Origin of the sequence: Lentilactobacillus rapi DSM 19907 = JCM 15042, assembly GCF_001436255.1 — a bacterium.
Taxonomy (GTDB): Bacteria; Bacillota; Bacilli; order Lactobacillales; family Lactobacillaceae; genus Lentilactobacillus; species Lentilactobacillus rapi.
Window position 1 is genome coordinate 1 of record NZ_AZEI01000032.1, and the last position, 26,206, is coordinate 26,206.

Consider the following 26,206-nt stretch of genomic DNA (forward strand, 5'->3'; position numbering starts at 1 on the left):
TTATGTGCCTGAAAATTATTAAATATTATCTCCAACTATTGGGGTTCACTTCAAAAACGTTCATCAATGACTTTTTTAGCTTATGCTCCGGGGTCAAACCGGGTTTCGTCGCTCACTATTGTTCTTCATACCAAGTATAATGGAAGTTTCCTGGGCGGTCGACACGTTCATATGTGTGAGCACCGAAGTAGTCACGTTGTGCTTGCAACAAGTTTGCAGGAACAACTTCTGAACGATATGAATCGTAGTAAGAAACGGCAGCAGCCAATGATGGAACTGGTACGCCGGCCTTTGTAGCCAAGGCAACCACGTCACGAGCTGATTCTTGATACTTCTTGCAGATATCTGTGAAGTAAGGGTCAAGCAACAAGTTTTGAAGGTCTGGGTTCTTGTCGTAAGCATCGGTGATGTTTTGCAAGAAACGAGCTCGGATGATACAACCGGCTCTCCAAATCTTTGCCATTTCGCCTAACTTGATATCCCACTTGTATTGGTCTGAAGCAGCCTTTAATTGGTCAAAGCCTTGAGCATAACTCATTACTTTACCAAAGTAGAGGGCTTCACGAACCTTTTCAACGATTTCTTTCTTATCAAAATCAACGTCAGCTTTAGGCTTTGGAAGTACTTTAGAAGCAGCAACCCGATCCTTCTTGAACATTGAAATGAATCGTGCGTAAACGGCTTCAGTAATCACTGATTGATCGATACCGATTTCAAGGGCATCTTGTGAACTCCACTTACCAGTACCTTTGTTGGCACCACGGTCAAGGATCATATCAACGATTGGCTTGCTCTTGTCGTCACCCAAGTCATCTTTGTGAGTCAAGATGTCAGCGGTGATTTCGATTAAGTAACTGTCAAGTTCGCCCTTGTTCCAGTCTTTGTAAATGTCAGCTAATTCGTCAACATTGTAACCAGCAAGGTTTCTCAAAATGTTGTAACTTTCATCGATTAACTCTTCATCACCATATTCAATACCATTGTGGACCATCTTGACATAGTGACCAGCACCGTTAGGGCCGATGTAAGTAACACATGGTTCGCCGTCAGCAGGGGCCTTAGCAGCGATTTGCTTCAAAATTGGTTCAACCAAATCGTAGGCTTCTTTTTGGCCACCTGGCATTAGTGAAGGACCTTGTAAGGCACCAAGTTCACCACCGGAAACACCCATGCCGATAAAGTTGATTCCTGATTTATCAAGGCGGGCGTTACGAGCCATCGTATCGTGGAAGTTAGTGTTACCACCATCAATAAGGACATCGCCCTTATCAAGTAATGGAAGTAATTCGTCAATCACAGCATCAGTTGGTTTCCCAGCTTTAACCATCATGACAATTCGACGAGGGGTTTCAAGTGACTTAACAAAATCCTCAATCGTATAACTAGGAACAAGTTTCTTGTCTCCATGATCCTTCATAACTTCTTCGGTCTTAGCGCCGGTACGGTTGAAAATTCCAACGGTATAACCGCGACTTTCGATATTAAGGGCTAAGTTCTTGCCCATAACGGCCATTCCGACAACGCCGATATTTGCTTTTTGATCAGACATTTAAAAACCATCCTTTTCTTTTTAAGAATTACTACACAGTTAGTGTACCATCTCACAATTATAAAGTGAATAAAAAAGCACGCTAGAGTAGGAATTTGTTCAAGTAATTGCAAAGATTGTGAAAACACTCATACAAATTTTGAAAATGTTTTTCATAATTACTTATTCAATTTGTAAACCCATTCTCGGTGATCTCTTGCCAACAGTTCATCTGCAGAAACTGGTCCCATTGATCCTGGAATGTAATTAGGGAACATTGGTTGTTGAATATCCCATACCCGACGAATTTGGTCAACGAACTTCCATGCACTGGCAACTTCAGGCCAGCTGGCAAAGTTGGTACCATCACCCTTCAACACATCATGGATCAAACGTTCGTAAGGTTGTGGCGTTTCTTTGGTTCGCTTGGAATCTTCAAGGAATTGCAGGTTAACGGGTTCAGTATGGAATCCTTGTTCACTGTTTTTCGCATTAACCATCAATGAGAAGCCTTGATTTGGTTCGATGAAGATCGTTAAAACGTTGGCGTTTAATGGGGTACTGCCACTTTGTGGGAATGAGAAGATGTCCACGAGCGGCTTCTTGAAGACAACGTCCACACGAGTAAACTTGTCGGCCAATTTCTTACCAGTTCTGATATAGAACGGTGTTCCTGACCAACGATAGTTATCAAATAATAACTTGCCGGCAACAAAAGTTTCGGTATTAGAATCCTTTGGAACCCCGTCTTCTTGACGATATTCCTTAGAGTTACCAACACCACCATATTGGCCACGGACAAAGTTGGTTGATGCTTCAGCAACGTTGTATACCCGGAGACTTCGCAAAGCCTTCACTTTTTCTTGCCGAATATCGGTATCTTTAAATGCAACCGGTTGCTCCATCGCGAGCAAACTGACAATCTGCATAATGTGGTTTTGAACCATATCACGTAGCGCACCTGAGTTATCGTAATAACCGGCCCGCTCTTCAACACCAAGGTTTTCAGCCAAGGTAACTTGAATGTTGTCGATGTATCGGTTGTTCCAAAGGGCTTCGAAAATAGTGTTGCCAAAGCGAATGGCTTCAATATTTTGGATCATTTCTTTACCAAGATAATGGTCGATTCGGAAAATTTGATTTTCTTCAAATGCAGCACTCAATTCGTCGTTCAACTGTTTAGCTGATTCAAAATCACGACCAAATGGCTTTTCAATCACGAGTCGGTTGAAACCGCCATTTTCTGAGAGTAGGTGCTGAGTCTTGAGGTTCTTGGCAACGGTTCCAAAAAAGTTCGGGGCCATTGAGATATAAAAGACTCGGTTTCCACCTAAAGCATATTTCTTGTCCAATTCTGCTGATTTATCTTTTAAGTTTGCGTAATGACTAACGTTAGTCACATCATGGGTGACAAAGTAGAAATGACTGGCAAAATCACTGACCATCTTTTTGTTACTTGTTTCTTTAGCTACCGATTTTTCAACGATTTCTCGGTATTTTTCATCATCTATCTTGTGACGGGAAGTTCCAATCACGGCAAAATGTTCACGAATGTTTCCTTTTTCGTAAAGCTTTAACATCGCTGGATAAAGTTTACGAGTGGCAAGGTCACCAGTTGCTCCGAAGAGTACAATCAAAGAACGTCTTTCAGTTGGCAAAATGTTCACTCCTATCATTAAGTTAACTAAGTAATCTGATATGTCTATACCAGTTCGCTAACATTATATAACACAAATCTGCACAACAAAAGCGTATTGACGATGTAAATGAATATTATTTTCATAATGTGGCTTTTCAATTTTTGAATGGCTCTGTAGCAATGGTTTATTAAGAAATATATAAATGGGATTGACATTCCAGCACAATTTTTTTGAACCCGTTATAATGAAGTTTGCAAATTAAAGATTAGGAGTAAACAAGATGAAAAAATTTAAAATTATTGCCTTCTTTGCGGTTGTATTTTCAGTTTTAGTGGGGTTTGGCACTCAAGCTTCAGCGAGCAGCTCTCCTTCACTAAAGGTCAACAACGTCTATACGACTTCAAAGAGTGTTAGCGGAACGGCTACCAAGGGCGTTTCAATTATCGTGAGGACTCCCAGCAAAAAGGTGTTAACAACCACCACAGCGAATAGCCAAACTGGAAAGTTTAGCGCACCTCTGCATACAAGTGTCAAAGCAAATCAGAAACTTTATGTATATGCCCGTAAGTCTTCAACCTCATATTTCTATCGAATTATGATTGTTAAAGCTGCCAAATCAGCAGCCACGACTTCTTCAACTGCCAGCACCAGTAAAAGTTCCTCAAGCAACAAGATTACAATTGGTGAACCAACTGGTACTTGGAAGTCAGGTAACAACAATGGCTACACTGTCGTTACCAAGTTCAGTCAAGCAGGTGGATTAAACCAAGGCTTGTACAAGAATGGTCAATTCCAAAAGAAATTAATCAACTATGCAAATTACAAAGTGACAACTTATAGCAAGTCATTTTGGGGAATTACCTACCGGCAACGCGGCCACAAGAACTATGAAAAGTTCTACTTGAGATTTACTGACAACACCCATTTCATTATTGTTAATAAATCCAACAAGGCTGTCAAAGTTCAATATGGCAACTCACCAGTTCATTATTACAAGTTCGGATTGGAAAAATAAATCACTCATTAGCTATTTGAGGAAATTGGGACGAATGGCGATTTGATCTCAGAATTTAAGCGAAAAAAGTAATGCATTCGAGTTTTTGAATGCATTATTTTTTTGGGCTTAAATGGCCGGTCTTTTTCGTATGCAGAATCGACTGTATAAGCGAGTGGGGCAAAAATTCCAATACAGGATATTTGAAGCAGTCGCTCATACAAGCTAATTGACTCATAATAGTTGTTCTTTTCCCTCATAATATGCGAGAATAGTTAGGGATGTTGATACGATTATTGAATACTGTTGAAGGGACTGATTAATTGTTTAAGAAAAGGAGCGAAATACGATTTAATTCCGTCATTATTTATTCCCTTATCCTAAACGCTGGCGCCTCATTCATGTGGCCGCTTGTCACTGTTTACATGCATAACTACTTACATAAGTCACTCACTTTGGCTGGGTTTACGTTGTTGGCAATGTCGGGCTTTATGATGCTTGGAAATTATTTAGGTGGGTATTTATTCGACCGGTGGTCCCCATATCTATCGACGATCATCAGCGTGTTAATTTCAACTTCAGCAATTGTTGCCTTGATCTTCTTCCATGACTGGCCGATGTTTTCGATCTTGCTGTTATTTGTGGGCTTCGGGGATGGTTCGTGCATGACCTTGTTGAACTCCTACGCCGCAAGTATCAAAAGTCGGTCAACCCGAGCGATTTTTAATATTCTGTATATCGGGCAAAATGTCGGGATTGTGATTGGAACATTGATGGTCGGGTTCCTGCTGAAGCACGGCGTGACGGTTGTGTTTATGGTGACGTCGTTATTTTACGCGGCACTATTGATCATTACCTTGATTGATTTCAACGTTGAAGTTGATCGGAGAATTCCTGATAAGGCAATCACCCGCGGGGCACCGCCAGAGATCAATGTGAATAAAATGGTGCTGGCCATTTGTGGGGTTGTCCTGGCAGTCTACTTAGCATACGCATTGTGGGAAAGTGTTGTGCCAGTTCATATGACGAATCTGCACATTCCATTTGAAAATTATAGTTTGCTATGGACATTAAACGGCTTGATGATCGTTTTTGGTCAGCCATTTGTCAATCGGGTTAGTACCCGGATTAAATTGAGTACCCAGACATACGTTGGTTCAATGGTGTTCGCTGCCTCATTTATCTGTTTAATATTTGCCAAGACTTATCCGGCATTCATTTTAGTGATGGTGATTACCACGTTGGGCGAAATGATTGGATTCCCGGGAATCCCAGCCTGGATTGATAGCCTGTCGACCCCTCAGCAGCGGGGAAAATTCCAAGGCATGTATAATTTGTTCATGTCTTGTGGTCGGGCAGTCGGGCCATTGTTTGGTGGCTTGATTCTTGACTTTGCTTCTTACCGAGGTTTGTTCATGCTGGCGGCGGGGTTGATTATTATCTTTATGGTGATTCTGATGGTTGTTAATCGAAGTCGGGAATTGACGAAATGAGACTGGAACAATCGGCGTTTTGATCCCAGAATTTAACGAAAATAACCAATTATTCCTAGTGTCGGAATAATTGGTTATTTTCGTTAAATGGCCGGAATTAGCCGTTTGGTGCAGCTTTTATCCAAGTGTCGGGGGCTCTACGCTAAGAATTACCGATTGGAAATTAACATAGATCTCAGTCTCATTTTTATAAATATTAACTTTGCTTGAGCAAGTCGTAAATCCGTTCAACATCCCGCCCAGTTCCACGTAATTCGTAATCTGCGAGGAACGGGACGTTGAATTCAGATGCGTATCGTTTGGCGGTGAGACAATATTGTTCGTTGAAATTTTTATTGCCGCTGCCGACAATTCCGTGACACAACGACGCATTTTTTGCGTAACCGATGTATTCCCCCAGGGCATTGGTCATGAGCTCCTTAACGCCGTTGTCGATGCCATTGCCACCATCCAAGTAGGTTGGGACAAAAGCAAAATATGGGTCGGATTCATCGGCAAAATCCGTTTGTTCAGAAATTTCTTTTAACTGAACGACGGGATTTTGACTGTCCTGATCGTGCATTCCCGCCGCATAATCAGCCAGTTTCTTAACAAATGAACGGGTATTTCCCTCAATTGAAATAAATAAAATTTTGATTGGACTCAAGATGTCCCTCCTCAATATATGTGAGCGGATCCAAGCGATTAAAGCTGAAAGGGGTTACTCTCCCAAAATCCTGACTTTGAAAATTCGGGGACGATTCAGGCTGGTTGCTTAGAACAGCTATCCTAAAATTCATATGCCTCACAATAACTGTACCGATTGTTGAACAAGTTGGCAAGTTCAATCTTTTCGATGACCTTTTAAATGACTAGATGCGTGTTTTGCGGGTTCCCTTTCTTGGGGGAACAGCTTCATAAAGCCGGCACCGATGATTAGCAATAGGACAATGAGCGAACTGCCAATTGACAGCCAGGTACCGAGTTTTAAGCCAGGAGTCGTGTAGTGGAAATGAATGCGGTGAACGCCAGCTGGGAGTTTTGCACCCACAAATCCCTTATTAACAACGAAGGTTTTGGCTTGATTGCCGTCAATGGTCAGTTTCCAACCACTTGAGTAAGGGATGGAGGTGACTAAAGTCGTGGCTTGGCGATTATTCGCGGTTCCAGTGACATTATTTTGATGGACATTCAGATGTTTTAATCCCGTTTGTTTGAGGTGGGCCATCTGCTTGTCGTATGACTGGTTATATGGCATTGCGATCAGCTTAACTGACTTGAACTTGATGTTTTTAATCTGATTAAAGTTCAACTTGATCGTCTTTCGGGCACTCTTGGAATAGCCCAAGTTCAAGACCATGCTGTGAATTTGACGATAGTTGGAAAGGTTATCTTTGTCATATTGAGCATAGCCGTTATGGAACCCTTTCGCTCGGGCATCGAATAGGTACCCGCCAAACGTTGGCTTTAACAAGTCGTGACGGGCAGCGTTAACTTTGGCAAGCCTTGAATAGAGCTTGTTTTGTAATAGAAATTCATTTTCGTACCATTTGTTGTGGTCCGCAACGGTTCCATCAGTTTGTTTAATGCCATCGAGAACGAGAAACAGTTCTGCATTCTTAGTTTGCTTGGGTTTATTGATTGTCAGGGAATAATCGAAAGGCTTGCCGGTCACATCGGAAGTCATCTTTTTCAAGCCGTTCTTGTTTTCATATTCATTGTTTTCAAGAATCATTTTGTTGGTTTCCAATAGTGCCTTCGTTTTTTGAAGGTTGGCTGATAAGCTCACTTGTGCGTGGGGCTGGTCAATGACTTTATCGGCATCTTGATCGCCTAAAATTCCTAATCGATACTTAGTTAATTGCCGGCCAGAATCAATCACCTTGGTTTCATCGACCTGCACTTTATATTTTAGATGATGACTTGGAGATTTGTACGTGAGTGGATTGGTGTTGTATTGATCCTTGTTAACCACTGCACCTTGAGTCATCACCCGCTCCCGATCAACTGCGTTTAACCGGTTGAATTGGCTTGGTGAGACCGTTTTAGTTTGTGAGTAGACCAGCGGTAGCGCATTATTAGTTTTATAGATGGCTGTTCCATCCATATTCTCAATCGCTGGCACGGCGTTCACTCTTGGCTTAGCCTCAAACGTCTTGATTTTTCCGTTTTTATCGCGGACAGGCTTGTAGCCATAGGGGAGCGTCGGTGCTTTTTTGGTATTTGCTTTAGCAAAAATGTATTTGACACCCAGCAGATCGTTGAAGGCGGTTCGATAATCGCCTTGGGCAATGGGCGTGTTCATTGAGAATTGACTGTTGCCAACGGCTTGAGAGAATTTGCCAAGGTAACCATTTTGAAGCGTTAGATAAACAGACTCGTCATTGACCCCGGTGTTCATCGAAAGGTCGGTGTTTGTATTGGTGTAGTTAGCTAAGTTCTGTAGATGCTCATTGTAATGGTATCGGGGTGCTTTAGATGTTCGGAAGAAACCTGGTTGGTCTTTCAGGTAGTTGTTGGCGCCATTAAAATAATCTTGTTCAAATCTGGTGGGCAAGTCACGGTTCATTTGCTGAATCGCTAAATTACTGGCGTTAGGACTATAGATCCCGATAATGTTACTACCGATATTGAGCATGAAAACACTTAGGATGACCAATTTCTTGGTCGAACTGCTCCAGTTGAAGAAGAAGGCACACAGAACGACAATAACGGTTGCTAATAAAAATCCGTAGGTTACAAAGTCGTGCCGCTGAAGGTTCATTAAGAAACCATTTGATGCCCAAACCAAAACAATCAATAAGGCACCTGCACCTGTGAACCAGCCGACATCTCTTCTGGTGAAGTGATCCAAGTTATCCATGAAAATGACTGTTGCGATCCCGAAAATAATATTTCCTAGTAAGACCCACCGGTTCGATGGTGTCGACAAAGCGTTCATGACCGCCCCGAATGCGGGAATGAGAATCCCAATGCAAACGATGACTAAGCCAATGTTATTCCAGAGATAGGTTTTGAAGTGACGGAGCATGTAGACGAGGCCGAGAAATGAAACTGACGAGATGCCGATGACCAGCCAGAAGTTCATCGCCCGCCCAGTTGGTAAGATTGAATCGATGATATTTAAGTAATATTCCGGTGGAAAGACTTTTAAGCCATTAGCAAAATTGTCCGTGATTCGAGTTGAACCAGTAGCGAGAATAATTGTCGGGATGAAGACAATTGCTGACATTCCAAGCCCGAGGACAACTGAGACAATGAGCTTGCCAAGGGATTTGAAGAAATGAAAGTCAGGATGCTTCCACAGGCTGGCGCCCTTGATAAGGGTGTAGAAGATGGCACCAATTCCTAAAATCCAGGCGAAGTAAAAGTTACCTAAGAAAACAAGGAAGACAGCAAAAATCAGTGGCAGCCATGATTTGTTAGTTAAGACCCGATCGATGCCGTAGCAGAGTAACGGGAAGAAAATTAGCGGCAGAATAAAGAAGGGATGATGAAGGCCGGTTGCCAGGGCATAACCGTTAAAAGTGTAAGCTATGGCCCCGACGACCTTACTGAACTTTTTGAATTTATACGTTGACGCGTAAAGCAGAAAGGCTAAGCCAGATGCATACATGCGTAAGAATACGAGAAAGGCAAAACCGGTTTCGATCTGGCTCTTGGGGAATAGGATGATCAAGTAGTTGAATAGGTCACCAACCACATAGTAGGAAAAATTGGTTAATTGATCGGATCCTAGGCTGATGTTCCAAGCCCAGTGAGTAAAGCCACCACCAGGGTTATTCAGGAACGAGGCAATCATATGCCTGAACTGAACCAAAATGGGATAGTGTTGTGCTAACCCGTCCAGTTCCCAAATCATTGAGCGGCCAGTCATGAATAAGCACCCAACAAGAACACAAATCAGTGCGACAAATAGCACCGAATAGGTGATCCATGCGGGTGTTTTTTGCCAAACTTTTTTCAAGTGAAACCCTCCTAAAAAATAAGTGAGTGAAGTAAAGCGGTTAGAAACTGGAGCCTAAGTCTCCTTCTGCGGAAATCCCTGGTTTTGGGATTTTTGCAGAAGGTGCTTAGGTGGAAGTTTCTGCTTTACGGAGCTGTCCTAAAATAAGTGAGTGAAGTAAAGCGGTTAGAAGTCGGAGTGTAAGTTTCCGCCGAGAGAAATTCCCGATTCCGGAATTTTTCTCGGTGGTGCTTACATGCAGGTTGCTGCCGAAGGTGCCCCCTCACCCAAGCAGAAATAATATGTAAAAAGGCTGACCAGAAGTCTATGTCTTGGTACAGCCTTATCAGATTGGACTATTTGGATTCATCCTCATCGTTTGTTTTTGCTGGTTGATGCTTGGTAACTTCAAACCAGTTGATAAACGAATTTTCATAATCAATAATTTTAAAGTCAAAGTTCTCAAATGAGATGATATCGCCTGCCTTGATATCAGGATAATTATCAAGGAAGTATCCGGCAAGGGTAACAGCGTCCGAAGTCGTAAACTCAGGGAAATCAGCGTCAAAGTAGCGTTCAAAATCATGGGTTGTCAACTTACCATTGACTTGATAGGTTCCGTTAGGCTGTTTGAAAATGTACTCAGTAAATGAAGGATCGATTTCATCCCTGACAGTTCCAAATAGTTCTTCGTAGATATCTTTGTCAGTGATAATTCCAGACGTGCCACCGTATTCATCGACAACAACGACGATTGGCGTCCGTTTATCGATCATTTGATGCAAAACATCCGTAATAGGTGTCATCTCAGGAGTCGTCGAAATATCTCGAAGTAACCGGTCAACTTTAATTGTTGAATCCACTTGGGATTGGCGAATTAAATCATAGACATAAACATAACCTAAAATCTTATCTTTGTTATTATCAGCAACAACTGGAATTCGGCTGAATTTCTTTTGTAGGTAAACTTGAACGGCTTGCTTGACGGTTGTTGTAATATCAATGACAACCAGTTGAGTTCGGTCGATCATGATGTCTCTGGCAACCTTATCGTTTAATTGGAATGCCCGTTGCATATATAGGTAGTCATTTTGTTCCAATTGACCACTTTTAACGGCGTTCCGAGATAAATTAAGGATTTCTGCCTGTGAGAAGGATTCGTCATTTTCGTTGGCAACCTGCAAGCCCAACATCTTCACGATTCCGTTGGCCGAAATGTTGAGCAACCAAACGAATGGGTAAAAGATGACATGGAAATAGTGAAGGGGCGTTGAAATAAAACTCAACACTTTAAGGGGCATATCAATACTGATGTTCTTAGGAACAATTTCAGTTAAAACAACTTCCAAATAAGTTAAAATAATAATTCCAAGGACCGCCCCGACCGCATGAGCAGTGGTTGGATCAATCGGTGAGTTGTGGATCTCCATGACGTCGACTAAAATTGTGACGACAAATGACTCACCCAAATAACCTAAAATGATCCCGGCTAAACTAACCCCAACCTGTGTCGTTGACAAGTATTCATTGAGATTGGTAACCATGTGGATTTCTCTGTCTAGTTTTTTGATTCCCTTGGCTTTTTTGCCTTTACTTTGAATCAGATCTTTTTTGCGTTCCTCCAATGCACTTGCTCTTGTTTGAACCAGCGCAAATTCACTGGCCACGAAGAATGCCGCAAAGAAGAAGGTGACAATTACAATCAATAGGTTAGTCAGTATCTGGCTATCTCCCAAAATTCATTTCCTCATTTCAAATAATAATAGTAATACACATCTTGTAGCTTACAGATTAACTCTAATTATACGCCCGAACAAGAGAATTTTTAAGTGGTTTGAGGATTATTGAAAATTCTCTGGAACTTTTTTCTTAATATTCCCGTGAAACAGTGCTAGGCTAGTAATAGATACAAAATAAGGGGATGTAGGTTATGGCTGAAAAGGTCAAAGAAAGTGCAGCAGAGAAAAAAGCCGATGAAGCAGAACGTGAAACCGACAAGAAGTTTGAGTATTCGGATGACGATGTCAAAAAAGCGGTCGACCTTATTGAACAAAAAGGCTATGTCACTAAAAAAGATTTCGCAAAGATGGATGACGACGATTGGACAAAGGGATTTGCCGACCGAATCGATAAAGTCTTCCAAAAGAGCGATGAAGATCCTTATATTTACTTTGAAAAATTTGACTTCGCAGGCGGCGACATTGACTCCATTATTTGGAACATGGACGTCATCAAGTCACGTGATGAAGCTTTAAAGAAGTTGTCAGAAATTTTGAATAAAAAAATTGTTAGATAGTTACAAATAGATGTAATTATGTAAAGGCTCCACCATCAAGATCTTTGGATTTTGATGGTGGAGCTTTTTGGATCACTGGGTTATTGGGGCCCGTTTGATTCTTTAATGGTAAATAGGCTACTTTAAATGCCGAATAACCTTAAAATTCCTTCAAACCATACAAAAAAATGTGTTTTTACACAGTTATTTTGTACAATTAAAATAAAGTGAGGTGTTGATCAGATGGCCGAGATTAATTTAGCCGAGGTGAGTTCCGAACATGGGCTTAGCGACGCGCAAGTCAAGCAGCAAATCCAAGCTAATCATAAGAATACAGCCGAACAATCGCTTACTCGAAGCGTCAAAGAGATTTTTCGCGACAATATTTTGACACTATTTAACCTGATCAACGTTATTTTAGGTACCCTGGTATTTTATACCGGCAGCTACAAAAATTTGTTATTTCTCGGTATTGCGATCTTTAACACCGCAATCGGGATTATCCAAGAAATCCGTTCTAAGCGCCAAGTTGATAAGATGGTGCTGCTCGCTGAGGGCAAAATCAATGTGATTCGAAATTCAAAACCAGTTCCGATTCTACCAGAAGACATTGTCCTTGGAGACGTCATCTCCCTTGGCCGTGGCGACCAAATCCCTGTCGATGGCAAAGTGCTGGCCAGCCGCGGAATGGAGATTGACGAATCTCCCATTACCGGTGAATCCGAAACGATTGTCAAACAGCCGGGTGATCGACTGACCTCAGGAACTTTTTTGGTTGGCGGATCTGGCAAAATGCTAGTCACCAAAGTTGGCGCCGATACATTTGTTAATCACATTTCTAATGAAGCCAAAAAGGGTGAAGACACTTCAAGCATTCTCTTAAACACAATTAACCGGATCATCAAAGTGTTAACTTATGTCATCATTCCACTTGGAATTATTCTCTTTGTGGCTAAATTATATGGTGGCACTGGCGTTAACCGAGCGATCCTCGGCTCAGTTGCCGCGATGATTGGCATGATTCCGGAGGGGTTGGTGCTGTTAACGTCAATGACTCTAGCAGTTTCTGCGATGCATTTGGCAAGAAAGAAGACGCTGGTGCGAGACTTGCCGGCAATTGAAACCTTGGCGCGAGTTGACGTGATTTGTTTAGACAAGACGGGAACCATCACCAGTGGAGATTTGAAATTCGTTGACGCCATCCCGACGGCGGAAGTTACTGCTGACCAGCTGAAACAAATGATTGCCGGGATCACATACAGTACCGGCGATAATAACGAAACGGCCCGGGCGATTACCAATGCGTTAACTGATCCTGGATGGCAGGCCGAAGAGATCGTGCCCTTTTCTTCAGAACGAAAATGGAGTGGGGTGGGCTTTGAAGATGGTCATCACTATGTATTTGGAGCCCCACAGTTTATTTTCAAAGACTTATCAAACAGCTTAAAAGCAAAAGTGACCGGCTATGCCAAAGAGGGCTATCGAGTACTGGCAGTTGCTCAAGTCGACGAATTGGCAGCTGACAAGCCATTAGCTGATCCTCAACTAATGGGATTGGTACTGATATCTGATGTCATCCGGCCCAATGCGGCCAACACGTTTCAGTACTTTCGGAATCAAGACGTGGAGATCAAAGTGATTTCTGGGGACGATCCGACAACCGTGTCAACAATTGCCCAAACCGCGGATATTCGCAATGCTGAACACGCAATTGACATGTCGACTGTTAACGACGAGGCTGATTTTGGTAAAATCGCTCAAGAAAATACGGTGTTCGGCCGGGTAACGCCTGACCAGAAGAAACGGTTAATTAGTGCCCTGCAAGCCCAAAAACATACGGTTGCGATGACTGGTGACGGTGTTAACGACCTGCTGGCACTTCGCCAAGCTGATTGTGGGATTGCAATGGCTTCCGGGAGCGAAAGTACGAAGAGTATCGCTGACTTCGTGTTGATCAATTCTAATTTTGACGCAATGATCGATGTGTTGAAGGAAGGCCGACGGGTCATTAATAACATTGAACGGGTTGCCTCAATGTATCTCATCAAGACAATGTATTCTGTTGCACTCTCGTTTATTTTCCTGTTTATGACGATGGGCTATCCGTTTGAACCGATTCAGCTGACCCCGATTACGTCGCTCATGGTTGGTATTCCATCCTTCTTCTTGGCGCTGGAGCCTAATTTTTCCAGAATTACAAATCAATTTATGAAACAAGTGCTGATTATTTCGACGCCAGCCGCAATTTGTATTGTTGGCTATATTTTGGTGATTGAAATTGTTGGGTCATTCTTTGGCCTGCAGTATGAATTCACGTCAACACTCTGCGTTCTTTTGACGGGGGCCATTTGCTGGTTGGCGTTGGTGATGGTTTCCCGTCCATTGAATCGGCTTAAAGTGGGGATGGACGTACTCGTTCTGGCCGCATTTTTAGCCATCATTGTCTTCTTCAACAACATATTCTCCCTGGTTTCATTCTTTGATAAGGATATTTGGCTGTACGCGGTTCCGCTGATTGCGACAGCCTACCCACTGTATATGTTCTTACAAGGGGTCATTTCAACCTTCCTAACGCAACGGGAAAAGCGAAGAGCTCGGAAAAAGAGATCCTAATGTTGGCGGCGCAGTTCAGGCCAGTTTTGGTTAAGCAAGCTTAGCAGGTTACCATTTAGTGAAGCTTGTTTTTTATTTGCTTCCAGCTAGTCTTTAAAACTAGATAATATGGTATAATAAAACCAAGGGAGTGATTTCATGAGCTACGACGCAGAACAATATGAACAATGGGAACAGAAACTAAAGAAGGTGGAGTTGCCATTATGGTCAGAATTGCCTAATTTCTCGCTGTACATGGATCAGGTGACTGCTCTGGTGAATGACACACTGGGACCGATTGGAATTGATCAGGTGACCCCAGCAATGATTAATAATTACGTCAAGCACAAGGCGATCATGGCACCCGTTAAGAAAAAGTATCAAACCATGCAGATTGCGGACGTAATTTTAATTAGCTTATTGAAGCCGGCCTTTTCACTGGCAACCATTCGTCACGGGATTGATCAAGTAACCGCCAATATTTATCCGCAACAAGCCTACGATAGCTTCGTTAAGCGGCTGATGTTCTCATTTAAGAACATCGATGGCAGAAATAACGGCCGGGCGATTGAAGAAAAAAATTTGAACGATAAATTAATGCAAGTTGCTGTAAATGTCATCATTGATCGGGTTCAATCAGAAAAACTGTTGGAAATTATTGAAAAACCATTAACTAAAATCGAAAAGTAGTGAAAGCGTTCACATGTTAATTTGTGTAATCGTTTTCATTAAGGAGGGGCCTGAATTAAGGACTCCTCCTTTTACTTTCCCTGTTACCATAGGGTTTGAACGCTTACTGAAAACTTTTGTGATTTTTTGAACAAAACTATTTACAATTCAAAAAATCGTGATAGTATTGTAATTGTGAAATTGATAACAAACATATTTTCATTGGAGGCAAGCAATGATTGAAAACAAAGTAGCAGAAAAGAAAGCACCAAAAACTGAAGGCAAGACTGACGTTGATACAATGATTAACGGTTTAGTTTCAAAGGCGCAAAAAGCACTTAAAATCATGGACTCATTTGATCAAGAGAAAGTTGATCACATCACTCACGAAATGGTGATGGCTGGTCAAGATAAGCACATGGAATTAGCTCAGATGGCTTATGACGAAACCGGCCGTGGGGTTGCTGAAGACAAAGCAATTAAGAATATGTATGCCACCGAAGAAATCTGGCACAGCATCCGTAACCACAAGACCGTTGGCGTTATCAAGGATGATAAGGAGCGCCAATTAATTACCGTTGCTGAACCTCTTGGTGTCCTTGCAGGAATCACGCCTGTAACCAACCCAACTTCAACTGCATTGTTTAAATCAATTATCTCGATGAAAACCCGAAACCCAATTATCTTTAGTTTCCATCCCCAAGCATTGAAATCATCAATTGCAGCAGCCAAAGTTGTTCGCGATGCCGCAATTGCCGCCGGCGCTCCTGAGGGCTGTATCCAATGGATCACTGAACCAAGTATTGAAGCAACTGATAAGTTAATTAATAACCCAGGAGTTGCCAGCACGTTAGCTACTGGTGGTCCCGGCATGGTGAAGGCCGCTTATTCTACTGGTAAACCAGCCCTTGGTGTTGGTCCTGGTAATGGCCCGGTTTATATTGAAAAAACGGCTAATATTCTACGGGCAGTCAACGATTTGGTTCTTTCAAAGACCTTTGATAACGGGATGATCTGTGCGACTGAAAACAGTGCCGTTATTGATACTGAGATCTACGATGAAGTGAAGGCCCAACTCGTTAAGAACGGTGTTTACTTTGTTCCAAAGAATGAGCACCAAAAATTATCTGACGCCATGTTTGATCCAAAGCGTGGCAGTGTTCGTGGTCCAATCGCTGGTAAATCAGCCAAAGGGATCGCAAAGCTGGCAGGGATTAAAGTGCCAGCTAACACGAAGGTATTGGCTGCAGAAATTACTGGCGTTGGCCCAAAGCACCCACTTTCAGCTGAAAAATTAAGTCCAGTGATTAGTGTGTACCGGGCAAAAACGCAGCAAGATGCATTTGATATTTGTGAAAAGCTGCTCAACTTTGGTGGCCTTGGCCATACTGCTGGGATTCAAACATTGGATGACGATGTTGCCCTCAAGTTTGGTATCAAGATGAAAGCGGCCCGAGTCCTTGTTAACACACCAGGTGGCCTTGGTGGGGTTGGTAACTTGTACAACGAAATGACGCCATCATTGACATTGGGAACTGGCTCATGGGGCGCAAACTCAATTTCTCACAATGTGACCGATTACGACTTATTGAACATCAAAACTATCGCAAAGAGACGAAATAATATGCAATGGATTAAGTTACCACGGGTTTACTTCGAAAAGACTTCTATCAGATACCTCGACGACATGCCAGGTATCAACAAAGTGTTCATCGTAACCACCCCAGGAATGGTTGAACATGGCTACGTTGATACGGTCTTAGATGAATTGAAGCGACGACCAAATGAAATCGAATATTCATTGTTCTCAGATGTTGAAACGGACCCAACCACCGATACAGTCGAAAAAGGGGTTCGTCAAATGCGGGCATTCCAACCTGATACCATCATTGCTTTAGGTGGTGGGTCACCACTTGATGCCGCTAAGAATATGTGGTTGTTCTACGAAGACCCTAAGACAAGTTTCTTCGGTGCCAAGCAGAAGTTTATTGATATCAGAAAACGGGCCTATCGTTTCCAGAAGCCTCGTAAGGCGCAAATGATTGCTATTCCAACCACCTCAGGGACTGGTTCGGAAGTTACCCCATTCGCGGTTATCACCGATTCAAAGACTCACGTTAAGTACCCATTGGCCGATTATGCGTTGACACCAGATGTTGCCATCGTTGACTCACAATTTGTGGAAACTGTACCAAAGGGAACGGTTGCTGCATCAGGTCTTGACACACTTTGCCATGGAATTGAATCATATGTTTCAACAATGGCTTCTGATTACACACGACCATTGTCATTGCAAGCAATCAAGCTGGTATTTGAGAATTTAACTAAGTCCTATAATGGTGACACGCATGCCCGTGAAGAAATGCACAATGCAGCTACTTTAGCAGGGATGGCCTTTGGAAATGCCTTCCTGGGAATCACTCATTCAGTTGCTCACAAGCTTGGTGGTGAATTTGGCATTACCCACGGAATTGCAATTGCAATCACGGTACCGCACGTTATCCGCTTCAATGCCAAGTTGCCAGAAAAGATTGCCGTATGGCCTAAGTACGAGTATTTCCGGGCTAACAAAGACTATGCCGATATTGCCCGATACATTGGCATTCAAGGGAAAAATGATGAAGAATTGATCGAAGGATTAGTTCAGAAATTTATCGAATTGGCTCATTCAGTTGGTGTCACTCTGAGCTTAAAGGCTCAAGGCGTTGACAAGGCCAAGTTCGAAGCATCATTGGACCGCCTTGCAACACTCGCATACGAAGATCAATGCACCACAGCTAATCCAAAGGAACCATTGATTGCTGATCTCAAGCAGATTATGATTGATGATTATGATGGAAAAGATGTAGAGCGTGACTAAGCCGGTTTGATCCCGGAGCATAAATAACGTCCCCAATAATGAACGGTCTTTGTTCATTGTTGGGGACGTTGTTTATGTAGTAGGGATCAGGCTTATGGGAACGTGTTTATTCTAGATAAGGGAGAAATAAACGCGTTCCCACAAACCCACTTCTGCAATATTGCGAAATTTCGGGTGATCTCAGGACGCCACAGACAATCTTGGAGTGGTCCATTCTTCCAGATGACGGGAAATCAACTTTTTAAAAAATAGATTATAATGAAATAACGATAACAGCTAACAAGGGAGCGAGCACATGATATCCGGACTAAGACAAATCAGAGAATTCGTTCAACAACAGCTTGGTTATGAAACCACCGGTCACGACTATACGCATATTGAGCGGGTGGTGAGTTTGGCCAAGCTCATTTTAAAGGGTGAGGATGCCGATGAATCGTTGGTGGTGATTGCTGCCTATTTACATGATGTGAGTGATGACAAAGTGACTACTAACCCTGAGGCTAAACGTCAGGCGATTGTTGCCCAGCTCAAGAATGTTGGTTATGATGACCCATTTATTGAAAAAGTGTTTGAAATTATCGATAACATGTCCTACAGTGCTAATTTGAAAACACATCATCAATTATCACTGGAAGGCCAAATTGTACAAGATGCCGATCGTTTGGACGCCATTGGGGCAATTGGGATTGCCCGCACGTTCTACTTTGGCGGTCATTTTGGCGAGACGATGTACAACCCACGAATAATGCCGCGAAAAGGCATGGATAAAGCTGAGTATCGCAAGCAGGGGACGGTCATTAATCATTTTTACGAGAAATTATTCAAACTCAAAGACCAAATGAACACGCCGACCGCCAAACAAATTGCGGAACATCGTCAACAAGTCATGCAAGCCTTTGTCAATGAGTTTGTCGATGAATGGAACGGAACTAAATGATCCGGAAAATGAAATTCATGAGGCTTGAAATTAACAGATTAAACAGTGAAATAACCAGTACAATCATCGTGAAATGGCTTAGCAGCGCAGAAAAACCCGCTGCTAATGGGGTGACTGAAATAATAATTGTCAGGCTAACTAGGGAAACGACTGCCTGCAAAAGCCCCTGGCTGGCGTTTTCATAATCGGCTGGGCTCAGGTCAAAGCCGCCAATACAAATGTTAGCTGCGATGACCAGAAAAACTAGCATTGAGACCCAGCTGAATTCTGGTACGGTAAAGTTTAGTTGATTGAATGACTGCTGGGCCGTGACAATGAGCGATTGGTAAACTTCTGGAATTGTGTATCTTGCAAGCCCTAAAGTTGCCAAGCAACATCCAAATATGGGGGCAACCCCAATAAACAGGTTGCCCATATTTTGGTAAAAGTTGCGCTGGTTCCACGTATGGTGAACGTACCCCAATGCAGGATTATCACTGGTAGGAATGCGAATTAACCGGAATTGATCGATGTGATGACCAAAAACCAGTGCCATCAGCAGGTGGCTGGCTTCATGAATGATGACGCCAAGAAAGCCAAAGCCAATCTGGCCAGGAGTCCCAAAATGGTTGGCAATCTGTTGCTTGGTGTTACGATTAATTGCCGAAAGCAGATAGATAAAAAGAAATGGCACTCCGATCAATAATCCGAGTACCAAACAAATATTGATTAAAATTGCATTGATCATGAGCTATTCCTTTATGTCAGCAAACTTGCCGCCAACTAAATCGACCAGTTGCTGAGCATCGACTTTGACAGAACGACCAATTTGACCGGATGAAACAATGATTTCACCCATTTCTTTGGCTTCTTGGTCAATGTAAATGGGATAGTGAAACTTCTCCCAAATACCAATTGGCGTGTTGGCACCATGCTGATAACCGGTTGTCTTGAGTAGATCCTTGAGCGGGACCATGTTGACTTTCTTATTGCCGGAAACTTTGGCGAGCTTCTTTTCGTCAAGATGTTCGTCAACGGGTACCACCCCAACAACTGGCCCAGTTTTCTTACCTTCCAACACGAGGGTTTTAAAAATTTGGTGTTCATTTTGATCGACGTGGTCCACGCTGATCTGTTCAACATCGCCCTCTTTGTGAGTTGGAAATTCCATCTGCACAAACGGAATTTGATGCTTATCCAGAATTTGTTCGACTAATGTTTTGTGAACTTTTTTATTTTTCTTTTTTGCCATTTTAGACCCACCTCACGAATAGTTTATCACATCAGAATATCGAATTCTGTCTGAACGGATTGAAAATATCTGTTATACTCTTAAGATAACAGATCAATTGGACGATTTATAAGGAGCAGCAATGACTGATTTAGTGTATCGCACCATCATGAAAGACTTAAAGGACAGGATTCAGGCCAACGAATTCGAATCCAAACGATTGCCTGATGAGCGCAGCCTGAGTGAATCTTATGGTGTCAGCAGAAGCTCGATTAAGCGGGCCTTAAATGTTTTAGCAAATCAAGGCATTATCTTTAAGAAGCGGGGATCCGGCACGTTTATTAACCCACTGTATCAGAAGAATCAGACAATCTTTCAATATGAAGGATCAAATTTGGGGGTTACGGACAGCTTTAAGAGCAATGGCAAAGTTCCCCAAATTAAACTGCTGGATTTTAAGGTCATTCCAGCCAGTGAGGAATTGCAGACAGAATTATTTTTGGATCCGGGCGAGTTTGTCTATCAAATCAAGCGATTACGTTCGTTTGATAATAAGCCGTTCATGATTGAAATGGGCTATATCCCGATTAGGGTAGCGCCAGAGTTGAACAGCGAAAGAGTGGAAGGTTCAATCTTCAATTATTTTGAGGATACAACTGGCAAGTCGGTTACAAAGTCATTTATGACAATTACGGCAGATCCGTCAAGTGAAGAGGACCAAAAGCTATTGGCCTTAAAACCGATAGAACCGGTGGGCGTTATGGAAGGCATTTTCTTCTTGGATGATGGAACGCCATTTGAGGTTTCAAATATGCGAATTCATTACAAGTACTTGAATTATAATACGTTTGTGAGCTTGGATGAAAATAGTTAGTGTGCGGAGCGAAACGCTTAGGTGCGGCAATATAAGGTCTCCCCACCAATAATCCTGATTTTGGGATTATTGGTGGGGAGACCTTATATTTTTAGCACCTGTTTCGCGGAGCACAATTCGTCTACATATCGGAGACCGATTACATTGAGCAACTGGGACATTTAGCAATGAATTTTATTAATGGATCCTTTATGTTTACGGCCTGCTTCGCGGAGCACAATTCAACTATATAGCGGAGACCAATTACACGAATCAACTGGACTTTATCATTGGATTCTTTAGGTGTGAGCACCTGTTTCGCGGAGCATAACGCCGCAACAAGGAAGCAACTCATTGATGCGCGCTAACAAGTTCCAAATCACATATCGGTTTTTTCATGATGACGAAATTTCCACGCCGATTTTGGAATTCAACTTAGTTTTCAAACCTGACCGGAAAAAATATATTACAATTTCAAAATAGGAGTAGACTAATATTTTCAAATCGTTCATAATGGCTTTAATGTATAGGGGTTCAAGATCCAAAATATTGGACCGTATCAATTTGCAAAAAGGTTGACTTTTCACAAATATCGTTTAGTATTAGGGATGTGAATTGACCAGATGTAAGTCTGTCAATTTTTCGAACATTCTATACAGAAGCTTTGTTGTTAAATCGAAGAAGGAGTGTTAATTAATGACAGTAGATTACGATTCCAAAGAATATTTGGAACTTGTTGATAAGTACTGGCGTGCCGCTAATTACCTTTCAGTAGGTCAATTGTTCTTGCGCGACAATCCATTACTTAAGAAGCCCCTTGAATCCAAGGACGTTAAAGTTAAGCCTATTGGACACTGGGGAACTATCGTATCCCAAAACTTGATCTATGCAGAATTAAACCGTGTTATTAACAAATACGATTTGAACATGTTCTACATTGAAGGATCAGGTCATGGTGGACAAGTTATGGTTTCTAACTCATACCTTGATGGTAGTTATTCAGATATCTATCCAAACATCAGCCAAGACGAAAAAGGTATGGCTAAATTGTTCAAGCAATTCTCATTCCCAGGTGGAGTTGCTTCTCATGCCGCACCAGAAACTCCAGGTTCAATCCACGAAGGTGGCGAACTTGGTTACTCACTTTCACATGGTACCGGTGCTATCTTAGACAACCCAGATGTAATCGCTGCTGTTGAAATTGGTGATGGTGAATCAGAAACTGGCCCATTGGCTGCATCATGGTTCTCTGACAAGTTCATCAACCCAATCACTGATGGTGCTGTTCTTCCTATTATCAACATGAACGGCTTCAAGATTTCTAACCCTACTATCCTTTCACGAATGAGTGACGAAGACTTAACAAGTTACTTTAAAGGAATGGGCTGGGATCCATACTTCGTTGAAGCTACTGCTGATACAGATCATGCTAAGGTTGAAGCAGACTTTGCTAAGACCCTTGATCACGTTATTGAAGAAATCAAGTCAATTCAAAAGAATGCTCGTGAAAACGAAACTCCTGATAACGTTAAGTTACCTAACTGGCCAATGATTATCTTCCGTTCACCTAAAGGCTGGACTGGTCCTAAGAAGGATCTCGATGGTAATCCTATCGAAGGTTCATTCCGTGCTCACCAAGTTCCAATTCCTGTTGCTGCAGGTTCAATGGAACATAAAGACTTGCTTATCAACTGGTTGAAGTCATACAAGCCAGAAGAATTATTCGATGAAAATGGTACTGTTAAACCAGAAATCCGTGCTGTTGCTCCTAAGGGTGACAAGCGGATGTCAGTTAACCCAATCACTAACGGTGGTATCAAGCCAGAACCATTGAAGCTCCCTGATGTTCGCGACTTCGAAGTTAAATTCGATCGTGGTGTTACTCAGAAGCAAGATATGATTGAGTGGTCAAACTGGTTGGAAAAGGTTGCTGAACTTAACCCAACTAGCTTCCGTGGATTCGGTCCTGATGAAACTAAGTCAAACCGTCTTTACAGCTTGCTTGATGATTCTAAGCGTCAATGGATGGAAGATATTCACGAACCATTCGATGAAGATCTTTCAAACCACGGCCGAGTTATTGATTCACAACTTTCAGAACACCAAGCAGAAGGTTGGCTTGAAGGTTATGTATTGACTGGTCGTCACGGATTCTTTGCTACTTACGAATCATTCGGTCGAGTAGTCGACTCAATGTTGACTCAACACTTCAAGTGGTTACGTAAAGCTTCAGAACAATACTGGAGAAAGCAATATCCTTCATTGAACTTTGTTGATACTTCAACAGTATTCCAGCAAGATCACAATGGTTATACCCACCAAGATCCAGGTATGTTAACTCACTTAGCTGAGAAGAAGCCTGAATTCATCCGTGAGTATCTCCCAGCTGATGCAAACGAATTGTTAGCTGTTGGTGATTCTGCATTCAGAACTTACGAAAAGATCAACTTAATCGTTACTTCAAAGCACCCACGTCGTCAATGGTACACAATGGATGAAGCTCAAAACCTCGTTAAGAATGGTCTTGGCTACATCGATTGGGCATCAACTGACCAAGGTCAAGAACCAGATGTTGTCTTTGCTGCCGCAGGTTCAGAACCTAACTTGGAAGCATTGGCTGCTATCTCAATCTTGAACAAGGAATTCCCAGAAATGAAGATTCGTTATATCAACGTTGTTGACCTATTGAAGCTTCGTTCACCTAAGGTTGACCCTCGTGGCTTGAGTGATGAAGAATTTGACAACTTGTTCACTACTGACAAGCCAGTTATCTTCGCATTCCATGGCTTCGAAGGATTGATCAAAGATATCTTCTTCGATCGTCACAACCACAATCTTCATGTTCATGGCTATCGTGAGAATGGTGATATCACAACACCATTTGACATGCGTGTCTTGAACCAATTGGATCGTTTCGATCTTGCTAAGGAAGCTGTTCAAGATATTCCAGCTTACTCAGTTAAGGGTAGTTACTTCATCCAACGCATGAATGATACGATTGATAAGCACAATGCTTACATTCGTCAAGAAGGTACTGATCTTCCAGAAGTTGTTAACTGGAAGTGGGAAGGCCTCAAGAAGTAATTTAATTCAAAATTAAATCACTAAAACTAAAGAATCGAGGAATTCATTAAATTGAGTTCCTCGATTCTTTAGTTTGGGCTTTTTTAATGTCGATTACGACTAAATCTACTATAATAACGATACAAGGGAGGTTTGATTAAGACGATGGAAATTACACAAACGGATTTTGATATTTTAGATGCGATTCAAACTGGCCGAGTTGGGTCAGGGACACTCATTAATCATTTCGTTGATTATTGTGACAACGCAATTGGTGGCCATCCACAACCACTTATTGATGCTGGCTTAATTAAAAGTGACGGCAAAACGGTTGATGGATTAACTGATACGGGTTTGGCAGCTTGGAAAAAATATAAAAGTGAGCATGAAACTGATGATTAGGGCACGTTATTAGGCCTTACATGGACAGAGTGGGACTAAAGGCGAACTGGTCCCACAATCAAATAGGCCGGAACAATAGACGCTTTGATCCTATAATTTAACGAGAAAAACCAGTTATTCCTGATATTGGGATAACTGGTTTTTCTCGTTAAATGACCGGGATCAGCCGTTTGTTGCGCCCTTTATCTGAGCATCAGTGGCGATCCAATGAAGATCACCATTAGGAAATCGGGGTATCTCCTCACTTTGATAGCTGTATATTTAAAGAAATCACGCTTTTTACTAATGCTTCAGCTTGAATTGTTGTTGGTCCTCAAATAGTTTCCCAACTTGAAGGAGCAAGTCTTCTCGACCTTTTCGGGCCATGAACTGAATTCCTAACGGCAAGCCGTTTTTCCCGACATAGGTTGGCAAACTAATTGCTGGTTCACCGGAAATGTTGGCTAATTGAGTGAATGGCGATAAGGTCAGTGCGGGTAGCCATTGATCCCAAATGATCTGAAGCTGCTCTGCAGGACTGTAGCTTTCAATTGCTTTCATTTTGGCCATATTTTCGTCAGAAACCAGTTGCTGATCAATTCGAGGGGCTTGGTGGGCTGTTGTCGGTGTCAGGTATAAATCAAACGCCTGTTGGAATTCGTCCAGATCACTGGCAACATTATCCCAGAAGCTCAATGCTTGACTATATTGAACAGCCGTGATTGAACGGCCAGTGACAGCCAATGCCCAAGTCAATGGTTCAACATTCTGTTTAATTGTTTCGTCCGACAAGTGCATGTTATCGAATAGGGTGGCCGTTTCGCCCGCATTCATCACATAATAGCTCTTCATTAACTCAATGCCGTCGATCGGAGCGTCAGCACTTTCCACACTGAAACCAGCGGCTCGGAGGAATTTAACAGCATTTAAAACGGCTTGCTCTGCTTCATCGGAGACCGGTGTTCCAACCGGTGATTGAGTGGAGTAGGCAATGTGTAAATTTTTCGGTAATTGGTTGATTGACTCAGCAAATGGTTGAGCTGGTTTAGGGACTTGAAAAGGGGCAGCCATTTGAACCGTTGTTAACGCGTCTAATAAATTAGCGGTATCGGTGATCGTTCTCGTAATTGCAAAATTGATCGAAGCACCCTGCCAGCCTCGCCATTCAATCGGACCAGTGGGCACTCTCCCTCGGGTTGGCTTCAAGCCAATGGTTCCAGAAAATGAAGATGGAATTCGAATAGAACCGCCACCATCATTGCCAGCAGCGATTGGCAGCCAGTTTGCCCCAACGGCTGCAGCCGAGCCACCAGAAGAGCCCCCGGGTTGAAAATCAGTATTCCAAGGATTGTGGGCATTCCCATAAAGCTTGGAGTCAGTAACATTCTTAAAGCCAAATTCGGGCGCGTTGGTGGCCCCAACTGGGATTAAGCCGGCGTTAATTAACGATTTGACAAAATTGTTTGTCAGGGTTGCCTTGTGGTCCCTCAATAGTTCAGAACTCCCCGTATCCGGTTCATCTTTGAAATATTGGCCGAGACCTTTCAACAGGATCGGAATCCCCGCGAACTTTTGGCCAGTATCATGGAACTGGGTTGCCATCTTTCGGGCTCGATCCGGCCAGATACTGGTAACCGCATTTAAACGATCATTATCTGCACTAATAGTGTTGATTAGTTGATTGACCAAATCCAGTCGATCGAGTTGCCCAGCTCGGATCATCTTTGACAAATCAGTTGCGGAATAGTTTGATAAATCAGCATTTGCCATTTGCGACTCCTTTCTG

18 protein-coding genes are annotated in these 26,206 nt (G+C 42.5%); 10 read left to right on the plus strand and 8 right to left on the minus strand.

Going from position 1 to position 26,206, the window contains the following annotated elements:
• Nucleotides 1–115: 115 nt before the first annotated feature.
• Both gndA and zwf read right to left on the minus strand, forming a co-directional pair.
• The gene (gene gndA / locus FD12_RS04940; protein ID WP_056982003.1) at nt 116–1,549 is read right to left on the minus strand and encodes an NADP-dependent phosphogluconate dehydrogenase; all 1,434 of its coding nucleotides are present in this window, start codon (nt 1,547–1,549) and stop codon (nt 116–118) included.
• A 158-nt stretch (nt 1,550–1,707) separates the two neighbouring features.
• Entirely contained in the window at nt 1,708–3,186 is a 1,479-nt protein-coding gene (zwf, locus tag FD12_RS04945; RefSeq protein WP_054748357.1) for a glucose-6-phosphate dehydrogenase, read from the minus strand.
• Nucleotides 3,187–3,448: 262 nt separating this feature from the next.
• Here zwf and FD12_RS04950 point away from each other — a divergent pair, with 262 nt between their 5' ends.
• Together FD12_RS04950 and FD12_RS04955 are read left to right on the plus strand one after the other, a co-directional pair.
• On the plus strand, nt 3,449–4,183 hold the full coding sequence (locus FD12_RS04950; RefSeq protein WP_056982009.1) for an Ig-like domain-containing protein: 735 nt from the start codon (nt 3,449–3,451) through the stop codon (nt 4,181–4,183).
• 302 nt (nt 4,184–4,485) lie between these two features.
• The gene (locus FD12_RS04955; RefSeq protein WP_054748353.1) at nt 4,486–5,655 is read left to right on the plus strand and encodes an MDR family MFS transporter; all 1,170 of its coding nucleotides are present in this window, start codon (nt 4,486–4,488) and stop codon (nt 5,653–5,655) included.
• 196 nt (nt 5,656–5,851) lie between these two features.
• Here the strand turns inward: FD12_RS04955 and nrdI are convergent, their stop codons facing one another.
• From nrdI to FD12_RS04970, 3 genes are all read right to left on the minus strand, one after another.
• Nucleotides 5,852–6,301 (minus strand): class Ib ribonucleoside-diphosphate reductase assembly flavoprotein NrdI, encoded by a 450-nt coding sequence (gene nrdI / locus FD12_RS04960; RefSeq protein WP_054748351.1) that lies wholly within the window; start codon nt 6,299–6,301, stop codon nt 5,852–5,854.
• 177 nt (nt 6,302–6,478) lie between these two features.
• Nucleotides 6,479–9,601: a YfhO family protein gene (locus FD12_RS04965; protein ID WP_056982010.1), complete on the minus strand. Its 3,123-nt coding sequence runs from the start codon at nt 9,599–9,601 to the stop codon at nt 6,479–6,481.
• A gap of 335 nt (nt 9,602–9,936) precedes the next feature.
• Nucleotides 9,937–11,316, minus strand: coding sequence for a hemolysin family protein (locus FD12_RS04970; protein WP_056982011.1), 1,380 nt, complete (start codon nt 11,314–11,316; stop codon nt 9,937–9,939).
• Nucleotides 11,317–11,510: 194 nt separating this feature from the next.
• On the opposite strand from FD12_RS04970, the gene FD12_RS04975 reads away from it, so the two are divergent.
• From FD12_RS04975 to FD12_RS04995, 5 genes are all read left to right on the plus strand, one after another.
• Nucleotides 11,511–11,876: a hypothetical protein gene (locus tag FD12_RS04975; protein ID WP_056982012.1), complete on the plus strand. Its 366-nt coding sequence runs from the start codon at nt 11,511–11,513 to the stop codon at nt 11,874–11,876.
• A gap of 222 nt (nt 11,877–12,098) precedes the next feature.
• A complete protein-coding gene (locus tag FD12_RS04980; protein WP_056982013.1) occupies nt 12,099–14,468 on the plus strand; it encodes a cation-translocating P-type ATPase in 2,370 nt (789 codons plus the stop codon).
• Between the two features lie 138 nt (nt 14,469–14,606).
• A complete protein-coding gene (locus FD12_RS04985) occupies nt 14,607–15,137 on the plus strand; it encodes a DUF1836 domain-containing protein (protein ID WP_054748349.1) in 531 nt (176 codons plus the stop codon).
• A 214-nt stretch (nt 15,138–15,351) separates the two neighbouring features.
• The gene (adhE, locus tag FD12_RS04990) at nt 15,352–17,976 is read left to right on the plus strand and encodes a bifunctional acetaldehyde-CoA/alcohol dehydrogenase (RefSeq protein ID WP_054748347.1); all 2,625 of its coding nucleotides are present in this window, start codon (nt 15,352–15,354) and stop codon (nt 17,974–17,976) included.
• Between the two features lie 295 nt (nt 17,977–18,271).
• On the plus strand, nt 18,272–18,913 hold the full coding sequence (locus FD12_RS04995; RefSeq protein WP_054748345.1) for an HD domain-containing protein: 642 nt from the start codon (nt 18,272–18,274) through the stop codon (nt 18,911–18,913).
• Here FD12_RS04995 and FD12_RS05000 read toward each other — a convergent pair.
• Both FD12_RS05000 and ybaK read right to left on the minus strand, forming a co-directional pair.
• Nucleotides 18,906–19,640 (minus strand): hypothetical protein, encoded by a 735-nt coding sequence (locus tag FD12_RS05000; protein ID WP_054748343.1) that lies wholly within the window; start codon nt 19,638–19,640, stop codon nt 18,906–18,908. The two genes, FD12_RS04995 and FD12_RS05000, sit on opposite strands and share 8 nt — an antisense overlap.
• Nucleotides 19,641–19,643: 3 nt before the next feature.
• A complete protein-coding gene (gene ybaK, locus FD12_RS05005; RefSeq protein WP_056982015.1) occupies nt 19,644–20,144 on the minus strand; it encodes a Cys-tRNA(Pro) deacylase in 501 nt (166 codons plus the stop codon).
• A gap of 121 nt (nt 20,145–20,265) precedes the next feature.
• Between ybaK and FD12_RS05010 the strand changes: the two genes are divergently transcribed.
• The 3 genes from FD12_RS05010 to FD12_RS05020 all read left to right on the plus strand — a co-directional run bounded on the left by FD12_RS05010 (nt 20,266) and on the right by FD12_RS05020 (nt 24,441).
• Entirely contained in the window at nt 20,266–20,997 is a 732-nt protein-coding gene (locus FD12_RS05010) for a GntR family transcriptional regulator (RefSeq protein WP_056982016.1), read from the plus strand.
• A gap of 675 nt (nt 20,998–21,672) precedes the next feature.
• Complete coding sequence (locus tag FD12_RS05015; RefSeq protein ID WP_054748339.1) at nt 21,673–24,060, plus strand: phosphoketolase family protein; 2,388 nt, start codon at nt 21,673–21,675, stop codon at nt 24,058–24,060.
• Nucleotides 24,061–24,204: 144 nt separating this feature from the next.
• Nucleotides 24,205–24,441, plus strand: a complete 237-nt coding sequence (locus FD12_RS05020) for a hypothetical protein (RefSeq protein ID WP_054748337.1) — start codon at nt 24,205–24,207, stop codon at nt 24,439–24,441.
• Nucleotides 24,442–24,723: 282 nt separating this feature from the next.
• Here the strand turns inward: FD12_RS05020 and FD12_RS05025 are convergent, their stop codons facing one another.
• The gene (locus FD12_RS05025) at nt 24,724–26,190 is read right to left on the minus strand and encodes an amidase family protein (RefSeq protein WP_054748336.1); all 1,467 of its coding nucleotides are present in this window, start codon (nt 26,188–26,190) and stop codon (nt 24,724–24,726) included.
• Nucleotides 26,191–26,206: the final 16 nt, after the last annotated feature.